This window comes from Promicromonospora sukumoe 327MFSha3.1 (genome assembly GCF_000385135.1).
Taxonomy (GTDB): domain Bacteria; phylum Actinomycetota; class Actinomycetes; order Actinomycetales; family Cellulomonadaceae; genus Promicromonospora; species Promicromonospora sukumoe_B.
Genome location: NZ_ARQM01000010.1, coordinates 1694107 through 1709024, shown reverse-complemented (window position 1 = coordinate 1709024; position 14918 = coordinate 1694107). Strand labels below are relative to the sequence as shown.

Here is a 14918-nt window from a genome sequence, read left to right as displayed (position 1 = left end):
GACGCCGCGTCGTCCCCTGCGCTGCCCGCCCGGCTCAGGGCGCGCCCACCACCGACAGGAGCTGGAGCCGCTCGTAGCTCTCCGTCCCCGGGACCGCGGTGAAGACCGTCAGGGCCTGGTTCTGGTCGGGGTCCAGCAGGGTCTGCCCGTGCAGCTCCACGAGCCCCACCTCGGGGTGGTTCAGCCGCTTCGGCTCACAGTAGGGGCCGACGACGGGGTGCTCGTCCCACAGCGCCGCGAACTCCGGGCTGCGGCCGCGGAGGTTCGCCGCGATCTCGCCCGCCGGGGACCTGGGCCCGGTCTGCGCGTGCAGCGCCGCCAACCGGGCCGTGAGGGTACGGCTGTGGTGCTCGTGGTCCTCCTCGGGGACGCGGTCCCGGGCCCGGGGGTCGGTGAACCACCGGTGGGCGCGCACGCGGTCGGGCCCGGTGTACGACGTCTCGTCGCCGAGCAGCGCCGCCGCCAGGCGGGTCTGCCGCAGGGTCTCGCCCAGCACGTTCTCGACCTGGGCGGGCGCGTCCGCGAGCCCGTCGAGGATGCGCATCATCCCGGCGTTGATGTGGTCCCCGCGGTGGACCCGGCGGGGCAGCGCGTGCCCCGCCAGCTCCACGAGGCGGTCCCGCTCCTGGAGGGTCAGGTGCAGGCCGTGCGCGATGGCGCCGAGCACCTGCTCCGAGGGCACCGGCCCGCGCTGCTGCTCGATGCGGCTGTAGTAGTCGGCCGAGACGCCGCTCAGCGCCGCCACCTCCTCGCGCCGCAGCCCGCTGGTGCGCCGGCGCGACCCGCGCGGCAGCCCGACGTCCTCGGGCTGGAGCGCCTCGCGCCGGTTCCGGAGGAAGTCGGCCAGCTGCTGGCGGTCCATCGTCATCTCGCTCTCGTGCTCGTGCTGCTCTGGTCCTGCGATCACCCCACCGGGCCGTCCGGGAACCGGACGCCGGTCAGGTTCTCCGAGACGTCCCACAGCCGGCTCGCGGCGGCCTCGTCGGTCGCCGCGCGGTAGACGCGCTGCGGTGCGGAGCTGCCCGTGAAGTGGCCAACGCCGTCGGGCCCGTAGAACGTCCCGCCCTGCGCCGTGACGTCCGTGACCGCCTGCAGGGCGGGCAGGATCCCCATCTCGACCGGCTGCACCATGACGCCCAGGCCGAGCAGCCGGCGCATGACGGCGTCCATCCGCGGGGGCTCGCCAGCACTTGTTCCCGTCCCGGTGCCCAGAGCCGGGCCCGCCGCGTACAGGCCCGTATAGGTGGTGCCGGGATGCGCCGCGTTGCTCACGATGCCCCAGCCGTGCGCCCGGCTGCGCCGGTCCAGCTCGAGCGCGAACATGAGCTGGGCGAGCTTGGAGAAGTTGTAGGCCCGCACCGGCGAGTAAGCGCGCTCGCTGTTCAGGTCGGCCCAGTCGATCACGCCGAACCGGGCCGCGGCGCTCGACATCGTGGTCACGCGGGCTCCCGGCCGGCCGTCGGATGTGCTGAAACCGGACGTACTTGGGCCTGACGTGCCGGGGCCGGACGACCGCAGCAGCGGCAGCAGCAGCCCCACGAGCGCCATGTGCCCCAGGTGGTTGGTGCCTAGCTGCAGCTCGAAGCCGTCGGCGGTCGTGTGCCGGGTCGGCGGCGTCATCACGCCGGCGTTGGCGACCAGCAGGTCGATCGGCCGGCCGTCGGCGAGCAGGTCGTCCGCGAGCGCCGCGACCGAGTCCAGGGAAGCGAGGTCGAGCGGCCGGGTACCGACGACGGCGTCCGGCACCGCGGCGCGCAGGCGCGCGACGGCCGCCTCGCCCTTGGCGGGGTTGCGGACGGGCAGGACGAGCTCGGCGCCGGCCCGCGCGAGCCGCTCGGCCAGCCCGAGGCCGATGCCGTCGCTGGCGCCGGTCACCAGGGCGCGGCGTCCGCTCAGGTCGGGCACGACGACGTCGGTGTACCGGCGGGCGCGGTGCCTGACGGGGCTGCTGGTCCTGGTCGTCTTCTTCGGTGCTGTCCTGCCCGGCGTTGCCTTCTTCACTGCTGCCTTGCTCACGGCTGTCTTCCTCACGGCTGTTCTCTCGCCGGCCGGGCGGCCGGTCCAGATCAGCGTGAGCGGGCCGCGGGACCTGATCCAGGTTCGGGTTGTCCGTGCCTACGACCCCCTGCCTGACCAGCCCCCTGACCAACCTCCTGACCAGCAAGCACGGCACCTGACCTGCACTGTGACCACCACCACGTCACATCCGGCCGCGCTGATTTGTCGAACTGGTAAGACCACCAGGAGGGTGTCATGGAGAAGATTCTGATCGTCGGCGGCGGCTACGCGGGCTTCTACACCGCGTGGGGCCTGGAGAAGAAGCTCCGCAGGGGCGAGGCCGAGGTGACGCTCGTCGACCCGCACGGCTACATGACGTACCAGCCGTTCCTGCCCGAGGTCACCGCCGGCTCGATCGAGGCGCGCCACGTCATGGTGTCGCTGCGCCGCCACCTGCACCGCACCACGATCATCGCGGGCCACACCACCAAGATCGACCACGCGAACCGCACCGCGACCGTCCGCACCAACGACGGCGCCCTGCGGGAGGTCGGCTACGACACGATCGTCGTCACGGCGGGCGCCGTGACCCGCACGTTCCCGGTCCCGGGCATCGAGCAGGAGGCGATCGGCCTGAAGCACGTGGAGGAGGCGGTCGCGATCCGCGACGCCCTGCTGACCGCGTTCGACCGGGCCGCGCTGCTCCCGCCCGGGATCGAGCGCCGCCGGCTGCTGACGGTCACCGTCGTGGGCGGCGGGTTCACCGGCGTCGAGGTGTTCGGCGAGCTGCTGTCGCTGGCCACGGCGCTGCTGAAGTCCTACCCGGAGCTCGGCCGCGACGACCTGTCCTTCCACCTCGTCGACTCGAACAAGCGCATCCTGCCGGAGGTCACCGACGAGCCGGGCCGCTGGGTGGTGCGCCACCTGCAGGAGCGGGGCGGGCGCATCCACCTCGGCACCCAGGTCGTCTCGGCGGCCGAGGGCCGGATCATGCTCTCCACCGGGGAGTCGTACGGCAACGGCCTGCTGATCTGGGCGGCCGGGAACGGGAGCAACCCCGTCGTCGCACGGAACACCGACCTGCCGGTCGACGAGCGCGGCCTGGTCCGCGTGCGCGCCGACCTGCGGGTCGGCACCGACGAGGCGCCCGTGCCGGACGCCTGGGCCGCCGGCGACAACGCCGCCGTCCCCGACCTCGCCTCCTCCGTGCCGGGCGCGCGGACCGTGCCGAACGCACAGCACGCCGTCCGGCAGGGCAAGCTGCTGGCGGCCAACCTGGTCGCGGACCTGCGGGGCAAGAAGGTCAAGCCGTACCTGCACCACAGCCTCGGCACGGTCGCCACCCTCGGCATCGGGCGCGGCATCTTCCAGTACAAGAAGCTGGTCATCAAGGGCTTCCCGGCCTGGATCATGCACCGCGGCTACCACGTGCTGGCCGTGCCGACCTGGGAGCGCAAGGTGCGCGTCCTGCTGGTCTGGGCGTCGGCGGTGTTCTTCGGCCGCGACATCATCCCGCTGTCCACGGTGCAGAAGCCGCGCGCCGCGTTCCTCGCGGGCGGCGACCCGTTCGCGGGAGCCGAGCGGACGGCGCCGGTGCCCGGGACGGCAGTTCCGGACGACGCCGAGGCTCTGGCCGACGGCGCAGCCGACGTCGCAGCCAACAACGCAGCCAACAACGCAGCCGGCCGCGCAGCCGACGCCGCCCGCCCCGAGCTGAGCGTGGTGCGCGATGCGGGCTGACCTCGCCCGCAAGGGCACACAGAGTCGCCGAGGCAAGCAGAGCCGCCGGGAGAACCGACAGCGCCGAACCCAGGCCATCCGCGCCAGGATCGACGAGCTGGGCCGGCGGCGGGTGCAGCTGCACTGGTCGAACCTGTTCGGCGTCGTGACGTTCACGTGCCTGGTCGTGCTGACCGTGACCGGCATCCTGCTGGCGTTCACCTACACGCCGTCGAACGAGCTGGTCACCTACACCGGCCCCTACGGGCCGCTGCAGGGCGCGACGGTGACCGAGGCGTTCGCCTCGACCATGCGCATCTCGTTCGAGCAGACCGGCGGCCTGCTGCTGCGCCAGACGCACCACTGGGCGGCGCTGGTCATGCCGGCGTCGATCATCATGCAGCTGCTGATCACGTTCTTCAACGGCGGGTTCCGCCGGCCGCGGCAGCTGAGCTGGGTGCTGCTGGTGGCGGCGTTCGTGCTGGTGCTCGCCGCCGGCTGGAGCGGGTACGCCCTGCCGGACGACATGCTGTCGGGCACGGGCCTGCGCATCGTCGAGGGCGTGGTGCTGAGCATCCCGTTCATCGGCACCTGGATCGCCGGCGTGATGTTCGGCGGGCCTTTCCCCGGGCAGATCATCGAGAACCTCTACCCGCTGCACGTGGCGATCGCGCCGGGGCTGCTCGTCGTCGTCCTCGTCGCCCGTGCCGCCCTTGCCCTGCGGGACGGTCAGGCCAAGCAGTTCCGGCCCGAGCCCGTCCCGACGCTCGGCCTGTGCCTCTGGCCCGACGCCGCCTTCCGCGCCTTCGGCATGATGGGCATCACCGGCTCCGTGCTGGTGCTGCTGGGCGCGACGTCCACGATCAGCCCCGTCTGGTCCTACGGGCCGGCGTCGGTCGGCGAGGTGGGCGCGGGGAGCCAGCCCGACTGGTACATGGGGTTCCTCGACGGCGCACTGCGCCTGGTGCCGGCGGGCTGGGAGACCGTGTGGGGCGGCTGGACGGTGACCTTCGCGACGCTGGTGCCGCTCGCCGTGGTGGCCGTGTGGTTCGGGCTGCTCGTGGTTTACCCGTACGTCGAGGCGTGGGTCACGCAGGACCGTGGCCGGCACGACGTGCTGGACCGGCCGCGCCACTTCCCGGTCCGCACCGGCATCGGCGTCGCGGGTGCGCTCTTCTACGGCATCCTGTGGGGCGCCGCGAGCGCCGACATCGTCTCGACGGAGTTCAACGTGACCTTCGAGTCGGTGATCACGTTCCTGCAGGTGCTGCTGCTGGTCGGCCCCGCGCTGGCGTTCGAGGTCACCCGGCGGGTGTGCATCGGGCTGCAGCGCAAGGACCGCGAGATCGCGCTGCACGGGCACGAGACGGGCCGGATCGTGCGGATGAGCAACGGCGGGTACGCCGAGGTCCACCAGCAGGCCGACCCGGCCGAGCGGGCGCGGCTGACCGTCGTCCCCGTCGCGGCCGCACCGGGCCGCACGGACGGGTCGGGCCGCCTGCACGGCGCCGAGCGGCTGCGCGGGGCGCTGTCCCGGGCGTTCGGCACGGGGCACGTGGTCCCGGCGGCGACGGCGCGCGACGAGGCCCGGGCGCTGGTGGGGCCGGGCGGGGCTGTCGAACGGCGGGTTGTCGAACAAGGGGCTGTCGAACGGCAGGCGGTCGGAGGAAGAGCTAGCCGCCCAGCGCCGAGAACGCCTCGTAGACCATGAAGGCCGGCCAGAAGAGGCCCTGGACGATGGCCCAGATGAACTCCCAGAAGCCGTCGGCCTGCTGCCAGAAGTAGACCCAGGCCCCGATGACGCCGAGCCCGTAGATCGCGCCGCCGCCGGCCGCCGCACGTGAGTCGCTCATGACGCACCTCCTGCGCCAACGCTACGCGGGCGACGGTCCGGCGTCCCGCTGAACAGGGCAGGGGCGCCGGGGCCGCCCCTCACCTTTGAGGCCCAAGTTTCTCCTCTTTGAGCCAACTCAAAGAGGAGAAACTTAGGCCTCGAAAGCGTGCAGCGCGCGCACGAGCCAGTCGAGGAGCCGGGCCCGCTCTTCGGGCACGCCCTCGGACAGCCGGGCCGCGGCGTGCACCACCAGCCACGGCTCGAGGTCCCGCAGCGGCCGGTCGGCGCCGTCGGCGTAGGCGAGCGCGTAGCCGCGGGTGAGCATCGACCGCCCGGCCGCGATCAGCCCGCGCGAGACGAACCCGTTGGCCGGCAGCGGGTCGGCCCACTGCAGCAGCAGGATCGCTCGCGCGTGGTCGGACTCGGGCACGCCGCGGGCCGCGTTCGGCCAGTCGATGACGCTGACCCGCTCCCCGGACACCATCACGTTGCCGGGGTGGTAGTCGCCGTGGCACAGGCGGTCCCCCGACGGCAGCCCGTCGAGCAGGCGCAGCGCGAACCCCCGCAGCTCCCGCGACAGGGACGCGTCTCCGATCCGGGCGGCGAGCACCTGGCGGACGTCGGGCAGGTCCCCGGGCGCGGCGACCTCGTGAACGGCGAGGTGCGTCTCGGCCAGAACACGGGCGAGCGAACGCACCTGCCACGGCCGACGCCGCAGCACGTCGAGCATGTCGGAACCCGCGACGCGCTCCAGCACCAGGCCCGGCCGGCCGTCGCGCTTCACGACCTCGACCAGGTCGGGCGCCACACGGTGCCCGGCAAGCGCGGCCAGGGCCGCGGCCTCGGCCAGGTGCCCGTCGAACCCGTCGCGGTAGAGCTTCACGACGGCGTCGGCGCCCCAGGCGTACACCTCCGCCTCCCGGCCGACGCCGATGCGGGGCCCGAAGGCGGGACCCTCGGCGGCGCGGCCTCCGCCGGCGGTCGAATCGATCATCGGGCCAGTGTGCCGGGCGGACGACGGCGCTCACCACCTCCGTTTCGGGTGGTGTCCGGGCGCACCACACCCCCGCCTGTCGCCGAGGCGTCGAGGCATCGAGGCATCGAGGCATCGAGGCATCGAGGCATCGAGGCATCGAGCACAGCAGTTTCTGCCAAGCCGGGCCTGTTCTTGGCAGCAACTGCTGTGGTCAACGCCGTCACCGGTCGACGGCGTCACGGGTCGACGACGTCGCGGTCGGCCGCGTGGGCCGCGTGGGCCCGGCTGGGCCGCGCTCGGGTGATTTCTCCCGGGAAGTGCCGACCTGGCTTGACTTTATCAGGCTCGCCTCGCCTAAGTTAGGCACGCCTAATTCCATACCGGGCTGTGCCCCGGCGTACGAGGGAGTGTTCGATGCCGCGCCAGTCCGGAGCCGATGATCGCGCCGCGACACCGACGGCCGTCATACCGACGTCGGACCTGGTCAGGTACACCGGACGGCTCAGCCGCACCGCACCGCGCCGCCGCTCCCCCCGCGCGCTCGCCAGCGCCGCGGCCGCCGGCGTCGCCGCGCTCGGCGTCGCCGCGCTCCTCGCCGGGTGCGGCCTGCAGCTCCCGCTGGCCGGCCACGCGGACGACGACGGCGCCGTCGTCGGCACCGAGCCGCTGAGCGAGCTCGAGCCGATCGCCGACCCGCGGGACTGGACCGGCGAGCTCACGGTGGGGACGCCCGAGCGCGCCGTCGACCCCGTCGCCACCGACCCGAGCCCGGCCCTGCCCGCGACCGTCACGGACGCGCAGGGCACCGAGGTCACCGTGACCGACACCAGCCGGATCCTGGCCCTGGACCTGTACGGGTCGCTCTCGCGGATCGTGTTCGAGCTCGGCCTGGGCGACAGCGTCGTGGGGCGCGACGTGTCCTCGGGCTTCCCGGAGATCGCCGACCGGCCGCTCGTCACGTCCAACGGGCACGAGCTGACGGGCGAGGCGATCCTCGACCTGGCGCCGACCGTGATCCTCACCGACACCACGCTCGGGCCCTGGGACGTGGTGCTGCAGATGCGCGACGCCGGCATCCCCGTCGTCGTCCTGGACGCGCACCGCAGCCTGGAGACCTCCGCCGACCTGGCCCGCGCCACCGGCGAGGCCCTGGGGCTGCCGGACGAGGGCGCGGCCCTGGCTGAGCGCACGGAGGCCGCCGTCGACGCCACGCTGGAGCAGGTCGCGGCCCTCGCCCCGGACGACGCCGCCGTGCGGCCCCGCGTGATCTTCCTCTACGTGCGCGGGCAGTCCGGTGTCTACTACCTGTTCGGTGACGAGTCGGGGGCCGACTCCCTCATCGAGGGCCTGGGCGCGGTCGACGCCGCCGCCGAGGTGGGCTGGAAGGGCATGCGGCCGCTGAACGACGAAGGCCTGGTGTCGATGCAGCCCGACCTGGTGCTGCTCATGACCGGCGGACTGGAGTCCGTGGGCGGCGCCGACGGGCTGCTGGAGCAGGTTCCGGCCCTCGCGCAGACGCCGGCCGGCGAGAACCGGCGGTTCGTCGCCATGGACGACACGGAGATCCTGTCGTTCGGGCCGAAGTCGGCGGACGTGCTCGACGCGCTCGCCCGGGCGTTCTACGCGCCGGAGAGCCTCTCGTGACCCCCGCGGAGCGCACGGCGCAGAGCCGGGCCGTCAGCCCGACGGCGCGGCCGCCGGTCCGGCCCTCGGGCGACACCGACGCCGCCAGCACGAGCACCGGCACCAGCACCAGCACCAGCACCAGCACCAGCACCAGCACAACGAGCAAGAACGCCGCGCGCACAACCACCGCCCGCGCAACGCTCCCCCCGGCCCGCCCCGCCCGCACCGTGGCCGTCGCCGTCACGCTGACCGTCGCGCTCGGCGTGCTCGCGATCGTGGCCGCCGGCTCGGGGCAGCTCAGCGTTCCGCCCGCCGAGGTGGTGGGCTCGCTGCTGCACCACGCGGGCCTCGACGTCGGCCGCATGCCGAGCCACCCCAACGGCGACGCCGCGCTGTGGACCATCCGGTTCCCGCGCGTGGTCATGGCCGCGCTGGTGGGGGCGGCGCTGGCGACCGCGGGCGCCGTCATGCAGGGCGTGTTCGGCAACCCGCTCGCCGAGCCCGGCGTCGTCGGCGTCTCGTCGGGTGCCGCCGTGGCGGCGTCGGTGACGATCGTCCTCGGGCTGACGGCACTGGGCCCGTGGACCACCGCCGTCGCCGCCTTCGCCGGCGGACTGGCGGCGACGTTCCTGGTCTACGGCCTGGCGCGGTCCGCGGGCCGCACCGAGATCGTGACCCTGGTGCTCACCGGCGTGGCCGTGAACGCCGTGTGCGGCGCGGGGCTGGCCCTGACGACGTTCCTGGGCGACACCCAGGCCCGGGAGCAGATCGTGTTCTGGCAGCTCGGCTCGTTCAACGGCACGCGATGGGCCTACGTCGGCGTGGTGGCGCCGCTCGTGCTGCTCGGCCTGGTGGGCGCGCTGCTGCTGGCGCGGCGCCTGGACCTGCTGTCCCTGGGCGAGCGGTCGGCGCGGCACCTCGGCGTGGACGTCGAGCGGCTGCGCGTGCTCAGCATCGTGGTGGTCGCCGTGCTCACGGCCGCGGGCGTGGCGTTCTGCGGCATCATCGCGTTCGTCGGGCTCGTGGTGCCGCACCTGATCCGCATGGCCGTAGGCCCCGCGCACCGCGTGCTGGTGCCGCTCAGTGCCCTGGGCGGCGCCGTGCTGCTGCTCGGCGCCGACCTCGTGGCGCGCACCGCCGTCGGCTACGCCGACCTGCCGATCGGCATGCTCACCGCGCTGGTCGGGGGCCCGTTCTTCTTCTGGCTCATCCGCCGCACGCGCCGCACTGCGGGAGGCTGGGCATGAGCGGGCGGACAGACCTCGCAGAACAGCCGGGACAACCCGCCCTGCTCACGCTGACCGGCGTCCGGGTCCGCGCCGGGGACGCCGTCCTCCTGGACGACGTCGACCTCGACGTGCGGCCGGGCGAGGTGCTCGTCGTCGTCGGACCGAACGGCGCCGGCAAGTCCACGCTGGTCTCCGTCCTGGCCGGCGACCGCGCCCCCGACGCCGGCCAGGCGGCCTGGACCGGCACCCCGCTGGGCGCCGTCCGGCCCGCCGAGCTGGCCCGGCTGCGGGCCGTGCTGCTCCAGGAGAACCAGGTCAGCTTCCCGTTCCGCGTGATCGACGTGGTCCGCATGGGCCGGGCACCCTGGCAGGGCTCCGGGTCGAACACCAGTCTCCCGGACGACGACGCCGTGGTCGCCCGCGCCCTGGACGCCGCCGACGTCGCCGGGCTGGCCGAGCGGCGCTTCCCGACCCTGTCGGGCGGCGAGAAGGCGCGCACCTCGTTCGCGCGGCTGCTCGCGCAGGACACCACGCTGCTCCTGCTCGACGAGCCGACCGCCGCCCTGGACGTGCGGCACACCGAGCACGTGCTGCGCCAGGCACGGCGGCACGCGACGGGCGGCGGCACCGTCGTCGTGGTGCTGCACGACCTGGCGCTCGCCGCCGCCTGGGCCGACCGCGTGCTGGTGCTCGACGGCGGGCGGGTCGCCGGGCTCGGCGCCCCCGCCGAGGTGCTCACCGCCGACCTGCTGTCCCGCGTCTACGAGCACCCGGTCGACGTGGTGCGGCACCCGGTCACGGGCGGGCTGCTGGTGCTGCCGCGGTACGGCCACACCGGGGACCACAGCCACACCGGGGACCCGGCCGGCCCGGACAGCGCAGCCGACGCACCCGACTCGGCCGACTCAACCGACAGCACCCCGCCCCACCCCGACGAGCAGCCGCAGCCCACCGTCAAGGAAGCCGTATGACCTCCCGCCACCTGCCCCGCCCCGCGATCTCCCTGGTCGCCCTCGTCGTCGTGGTCGCGCTCGCGCTGCTCGGCCCGGTGCTGACGGCGCACGCCGCCGCCCGCGTCGCCGTGTCCGGCTCGCTCGACCCGGACCGGGCCTCGACGGTGCGCGTCTCGGGCAGCGGGTTCCAGTCGGTGCCCAAGGCGTTCGGCGGCGTCTACGTGTTCTTCGGCTGGGTCTCGGACCCGTCCGGCGGGTCGTGGGCGCCGAGCCGCGGGGGCGTGTCCGGCGACACGTACCGCTACGTCCCCGACGCGGAGACCGCGCAGAACGCCGGCTACCAGCGCTTCGTCGCGTTCCCCGGCTCGAGCACGGAGGCGGAGGCGAACGGCGGGACCCTGGCCGCGAACGGCACCTGGTCCACGAACCTCGTGATCCCCGGCGCGCGCTTCAAGGCCGCCGACGGCGGCACCGTGGACTGCACGGCCGTGCAGTGCGGCATCATCACGATCGGCGCGCACGGGGTGCGCAACGCGAACAACGAGACGTTCACGCCGGTGCGGTTCGCCGGCAGCGGTTCGGGCTCCGGCGGTTCGTCGGACGGCGGCGGGAACGACAGCGGCGAGGCGGGCGGCGCCTCGGGCGCCGGCACGGCGGACGACGCGGGTGCCGGCGGGTCCGGCGGGACCGGTTCTGCCAACGGCAGGGACACCACCGGCGACGGCACCCGTGACGCCGACGACGGCGACAAGCGCCCCACCAAGGCCAGCCTCGGCGTCGACCAGGCCACGGCCGTCGTCGGGCGGGTGCTGAGCTTCGGCGCGCAGGGCCTGGAGCCGGGCGAGCAGGTGAGCGTCACGCTCGACGACGGCCTGGTCGCCGTCGGGCCGCTGGTCGCGGGCAACCACGGCGAGGTCGCGGGGCTGCTGGAGCTGCCCTCCGACCTGCGGACCGGCACGCACGTGCTGCGGCTGACCGCGGCGTCGTCCGGCACCACGATCGAGACGGAGCTGACGGTCACGCGCGACCCGGCCGAGGTCTCCGCCGCGGAGGCCGCCGCCGAAGCGGCCGGAACCGCGGGCGGTGTGGCGGGAGCAGCCGGTGCCGACGGCGGCGCGGGCACCGACGCGAGCACCTGGCGGCCCGAGGAGATCGCCGTGGGCGTCGCGGCCCTGCTGCTGCTCGTCGTGATCCTGTCGTCGCTGGTCACGTCGCTCAAGCGGCGCGCGGACAAGCGTCGGGCAGAGCGCGAGGCGGCTGAGAACGAGGCGGCCGAGAACGAGGCGGCCGAGCACGAGGCGTCCGGCGAGAGCGAAGCAAACGGCGAGCCAAGCGACGGCCAGCCAGGCGCACCCCACGCCGAGGCCCAGGCGCCCACCCCGGCCGACCGGGAGGTGCGCGCATGACCCGCCCCACGCCCCGCCGTCGTGCGGCGGCAGCGGTCGCGGCCCTGGCCGCCCTGACCCTGCTCCTCCCGACGGCAGCGACATCCACGGCCGCCGCGACGTCAGTGCCGGCAACAGCCGCCGACGACCAGGGCCCCCTCCTCCTCACGGTCACGGTCCCCGAGGACGAGTCCACCCCGCCGGGCGAGTCCGAGGACGGCAGGCTCACGAACGCCGAGCTGCGCTGGGCCGTCAGCGTGCAGGCGGGCTCGGAGAGCCACCTCGCGGGGCAGTGCAACTTCCTCGTCGCGGGCCGGCCGGGTACGGACGGGAACACGGGCGGCGGCCGCATCTGGACCGACGCCGACCGGGACCTCTACCACGGCACCTCTGGCGACGTCCGCGTGGTGCGCACCGTCGGCCGGGGCGCGGACGCCGTCCAGCGCACCGCCTCGTTCGGCACGCGCTGCACCTCCCCGGACGGTCGTCCCGTGTCGTACAGCGGCGGGCGCACGACAGGCGCCGAGGTCGTCCTCGCGGGCGGCACCGGCACGCGCGAGGCCGACGGCTCGGTGCGCATCCGGTGGAAGGGCAGCTTCACCGTCGTCTTCTACGGCGGCCTCGTCTACTGGTGGGTCACCGACCCGGAGCTGCGCCTGGACGCCGCCGGGAACGGCGCGCTGAGCGGCACGCTCGGCGGCTACGGCACCGACCAGCAGGACATGACCCGCTGGGAGCCGCTGCCCTCGACCCGGGCGAACCTGGTCACCTTCACCGGACGCCGCCTCGACCCGGACTCGCGCGGCGGGCACCTGGTACCCGACTACTGCGGCGTGCGCGTGAACTCGGGCAGCCGCGTGCCGCAGCTCCGCGAGGACCCGGCGGGGAGCTGCTGGGGCTCGTTCCCGCAGGCGTTCGTGACCTTCCACCAGCTCGTGGGCGAGCCGGAGTTCTGGTACTCCACCGGCACCCGGGACGAGATCAAGACCCCCGCGAACGTCAGCGTCAGCTTCGACGCCGCGGAGTCGGTCGGCAGCGCGGACCCCGGCGGCAGCGGGAACGGCGGCGGAGGGGGCAACGGGAACGGCGGGGACGAGGGCGCAGGCGACGGCGCGGCAGCGCCACCGGCCGCGACCCCGCCGGCCAGCACCGCTCCCCCGGGCTCGGGCGGCACCGGCGGCGGCACCGGCGCGGGCAACGGCGCCGGCGGCGGCGCCGACTCGCCGGCCACGGCCGCCAGCTCGTTCCTCCCCGTCGCCGCCGCGACCCTTGACGCGGCCGGCGCCGACCTGATCCCCGACGGCCTGCTCCCGGGCGGCGCGACCGGCCGCCGGCTCGCCGTCCTGACCGCCGTCCTGCTGGTCGCCGCCTCCGTGGCGATCCTCGGCTTCCGGCAGGGCTGGCTCGTGCTGCCCTTCCGGCGGCGCGACACCTGACCCCCAGTCCGCAGTCCATCCCCAGAGAAAGGCCTATTTGATGACAAGCAGCAGACCGGCGGGCCGCACGCGGCACCGCGCCGGGCACGCCCTGATCGCCGGCGGACTGGCCGCGGTGCTCGGTACGACGCTCGCCGTCGCGCCGGTCGTGGCCGCGAGCGCCACGGCGGCCGAACCGGGCGAGGTGACCGCCGACAGCGGCGACCTGGCCTGGGGCTTCCGCCAGAGCTTCCGCAACTACGTGGGCCGGCAGACGGCGGCGCTGCCGCCGATCGGGGCCGTCCCGGTGGGCGAGCGCATCACGCTCGTGGCGCCCGGTCAGTTCGACCTGGACGGCACGCCCGCCGCCGACCTCGACACCACCCCGCCGAACGAGACGCTCCCGTACCTGCTCCCGGTCACGGGCGGCTCGGTCACGGACGCGGACAACCTGACGGTCTCGTCCGCGGGCGGCGCGGTCTTCCACTTCCCGTCGCACGCGTTCACGGTGACGGTCAAGGACGTGGCCGTGGTGGTCGACGGCGGTGCGGGCACCCTGGTGGGTGACCTCGCCGTGGAGATCCCGGAGAACAACCTGGGCTACGAGCCCGGCACGTACGGCGGCGACGACGTGGTGCTGGGCGAGGTCGCGACGACGACGGTGGCCGTCTCGGGCGACACCGTGACCGTCTCCGGCACGGGCGTGACCCTGACGGCGGAGGGTGCCTCGGCGCTCCAGGACTTCCTGGCCGAGGGCGCCGCCCTCGACAACTTCACCGTGAGCGCGCAGGTCGGCGCCCCGGCGGAGGAGCCAGAGGAGTGGAACCCGACCGTGACGCTGTCGAAGGCGTCGGGCGTGGACCCCGAGGGCGAGACCGTCACGGCCACCGGTTCGGGCTTCGACCCGACGGCCAACATCAACACCTCGGGCCGCCCGCCGGTCGCCGCGGGCGCGCCCACGGGCGTGTACGTGGTGTTCGGTTCCTTCGGCAACCCGTGGCGGCCGTCGGAGGGCGCCGGTTCGGGCGCCCGGACGGTGCTCGACCAGAAGTGGGCCCTGCCGGAGCCGTCGTACTCGCAGGTCAAGGCGGACTTCCCGAACGTGGCCGCGCAGCTCGTGCTGCTCAACCCGGACGGGACGTTCACGGCGGAGCTGGCCGCGGCGCCGTCGGACACCGCGACCGGTACGTACGGCGTCTACACGTACGCGGCGGGCGGGGCGGCGGCCAACGCCGCCCAGGAGCTGGCCGTCCCGGTGTCGTTCGCGACGCCGGGCGGCGAGGGCGACATCGACCTGGAGGTCACCGTCCCCGAGGGCGAGGACCCGGGCGAGCCGGGTGAGCCGGGCGCGTTCACGTGGACCGTCGTGGGCGGCGCGGGGGCCGTGAGCCTCGGCACCGCGCAGGCAGGGGCGGGCGCCCTGACCGCCACGGGCGACCTCAAGCGGGTCACCGTCAGCGACACCCGGGCGGGCGGGCCGGCGTGGAGCATCACCGGCACGGCCACCGACTTCCTCGCGACGGGCGGGTCGGCGTCGTTCCCGGGCAGCAGCCTGGGCTGGGCGCCGTCGGTCGCCGACAACACCGGCGGTGCCGTGGCCGGGCCGCTGGTGCGGCCGAGCACGGGTTCGGGTCTGACGGCGGGCGCCACCCTGGTGTCCGCCCCGGCGGGCCACGCGCCCGGTTCGGTGACGGCGGACGCCGCACTGGACCTGCGCATCCCGCTGGAGACCCCGGCCGGCGACTACGCGAGCGTGCTCACGCTCACCGCGGTGGGCTGACGT

General features: G+C 74.6%; 12 protein-coding genes. 8 read left to right on the top strand and 4 right to left on the bottom strand.

The annotated features are described in order from the left end of the window. Nucleotides 1-34: 34 nt before the first annotated feature. Together H291_RS0111380 and H291_RS0111375 are read right to left on the bottom strand one after the other, a co-directional pair. Nucleotides 35-868, bottom strand: coding sequence for a helix-turn-helix transcriptional regulator (locus tag H291_RS0111380; protein WP_332256634.1), 834 nt, complete (start codon nt 866-868; stop codon nt 35-37). A gap of 35 nt (nt 869-903) precedes the next feature. Then, the gene (locus H291_RS0111375) at nt 904-2016 is read right to left on the bottom strand and encodes an SDR family oxidoreductase (protein WP_269637087.1); all 1113 of its coding nucleotides are present in this window, start codon (nt 2014-2016) and stop codon (nt 904-906) included. Between the two features lie 237 nt (nt 2017-2253). Here H291_RS0111375 and H291_RS0111365 point away from each other — a divergent pair, with 237 nt between their 5' ends. Further along, the gene (locus H291_RS0111365) at nt 2254-3738 is read left to right on the top strand and encodes an NAD(P)/FAD-dependent oxidoreductase (protein ID WP_020015119.1); all 1485 of its coding nucleotides are present in this window, start codon (nt 2254-2256) and stop codon (nt 3736-3738) included. Continuing rightward, nucleotides 3728-5428, top strand: coding sequence for a cytochrome b (locus H291_RS29600; protein ID WP_157236818.1), 1701 nt, complete (start codon nt 3728-3730; stop codon nt 5426-5428). The genes H291_RS0111365 and H291_RS29600 overlap by 11 nt, the downstream gene beginning before the upstream one ends. On the opposite strand, the gene H291_RS0111355 is transcribed toward H291_RS29600, so the two are convergent. Both H291_RS0111355 and H291_RS0111350 read right to left on the bottom strand, forming a co-directional pair. After that, nucleotides 5391-5570 carry a hypothetical protein gene (locus H291_RS0111355; RefSeq protein WP_020015117.1) on the bottom strand — a complete coding sequence of 60 codons (180 nt, stop codon included), beginning with the start codon at nt 5568-5570 and terminating at the stop codon, nt 5391-5393. The genes H291_RS29600 and H291_RS0111355 overlap by 38 nt on opposite strands. 132 nt (nt 5571-5702) lie before the next feature. Next, entirely contained in the window at nt 5703-6545 is an 843-nt protein-coding gene (locus tag H291_RS0111350; protein WP_020015116.1) for a phosphotransferase, read from the bottom strand. 396 nt (nt 6546-6941) lie between these two features. Between H291_RS0111350 and H291_RS0111345 the strand changes: the two genes are divergently transcribed. The 6 genes from H291_RS0111345 to H291_RS0111320 are packed head-to-tail and all read left to right on the top strand — an operon-like array spanning nt 6942 to nt 14915. Then, nucleotides 6942-8171, top strand: coding sequence for a heme/hemin ABC transporter substrate-binding protein (locus H291_RS0111345; protein ID WP_020015115.1), 1230 nt, complete (start codon nt 6942-6944; stop codon nt 8169-8171). Further along, nucleotides 8168-9400 (top strand): FecCD family ABC transporter permease, encoded by a 1233-nt coding sequence (locus tag H291_RS0111340; protein WP_020015114.1) that lies wholly within the window; start codon nt 8168-8170, stop codon nt 9398-9400. Before H291_RS0111345 ends, H291_RS0111340 begins: the two co-directional genes overlap by 4 nt. Continuing rightward, complete coding sequence (locus H291_RS0111335) at nt 9397-10353, top strand: heme ABC transporter ATP-binding protein (RefSeq protein WP_020015113.1); 957 nt, start codon at nt 9397-9399, stop codon at nt 10351-10353. Before H291_RS0111340 ends, H291_RS0111335 begins: the two co-directional genes overlap by 4 nt. After that, nucleotides 10350-11741: a hypothetical protein gene (locus tag H291_RS32440; RefSeq protein WP_051109409.1), complete on the top strand. Its 1392-nt coding sequence runs from the start codon at nt 10350-10352 to the stop codon at nt 11739-11741. Before H291_RS0111335 ends, H291_RS32440 begins: the two co-directional genes overlap by 4 nt. Beyond that, a complete protein-coding gene (locus tag H291_RS32435; RefSeq protein ID WP_026365639.1) occupies nt 11738-13156 on the top strand; it encodes a hypothetical protein in 1419 nt (472 codons plus the stop codon). The genes H291_RS32440 and H291_RS32435 overlap by 4 nt, the downstream gene beginning before the upstream one ends. Before the next feature lie 40 nt (nt 13157-13196). Then, nucleotides 13197-14915 (top strand): HtaA domain-containing protein, encoded by a 1719-nt coding sequence (locus tag H291_RS0111320; protein WP_084467935.1) that lies wholly within the window; start codon nt 13197-13199, stop codon nt 14913-14915. Nucleotides 14916-14918 lie beyond the last annotated feature (3 nt).

Bases quoted from the DNA above. Each gene is read 5' to 3' on its own strand.
- H291_RS0111380 (WP_332256634.1), bottom strand. From the start codon at position 868: ATGACGATGGACCGCCAGCAGCTGGCCGACTTCCTCCGGAACCGGCGC.
- H291_RS0111365 (WP_020015119.1), top strand. From the start codon at position 2,254: ATGGAGAAGATTCTGATCGTCGGCGGCGGCTACGCGGGCTTCTACACC.
- H291_RS29600 (WP_157236818.1), top strand. From the start codon at position 3,728: ATGCGGGCTGACCTCGCCCGCAAGGGCACACAGAGTCGCCGAGGCAAG.
- H291_RS0111355 (WP_020015117.1), bottom strand. From the start codon at position 5,570: ATGAGCGACTCACGTGCGGCGGCCGGCGGCGGCGCGATCTACGGGCTC.
- H291_RS0111350 (WP_020015116.1), bottom strand. From the start codon at position 6,545: ATGATCGATTCGACCGCCGGCGGAGGCCGCGCCGCCGAGGGTCCCGCC.
- H291_RS0111345 (WP_020015115.1), top strand. From the start codon at position 6,942: ATGCCGCGCCAGTCCGGAGCCGATGATCGCGCCGCGACACCGACGGCC.
- H291_RS0111335 (WP_020015113.1), top strand. From the start codon at position 9,397: ATGAGCGGGCGGACAGACCTCGCAGAACAGCCGGGACAACCCGCCCTG.
- H291_RS32440 (WP_051109409.1), top strand. From the start codon at position 10,350: ATGACCTCCCGCCACCTGCCCCGCCCCGCGATCTCCCTGGTCGCCCTC.
- H291_RS32435 (WP_026365639.1), top strand. From the start codon at position 11,738: ATGACCCGCCCCACGCCCCGCCGTCGTGCGGCGGCAGCGGTCGCGGCC.
- H291_RS0111320 (WP_084467935.1), top strand. From the start codon at position 13,197: ATGACAAGCAGCAGACCGGCGGGCCGCACGCGGCACCGCGCCGGGCAC.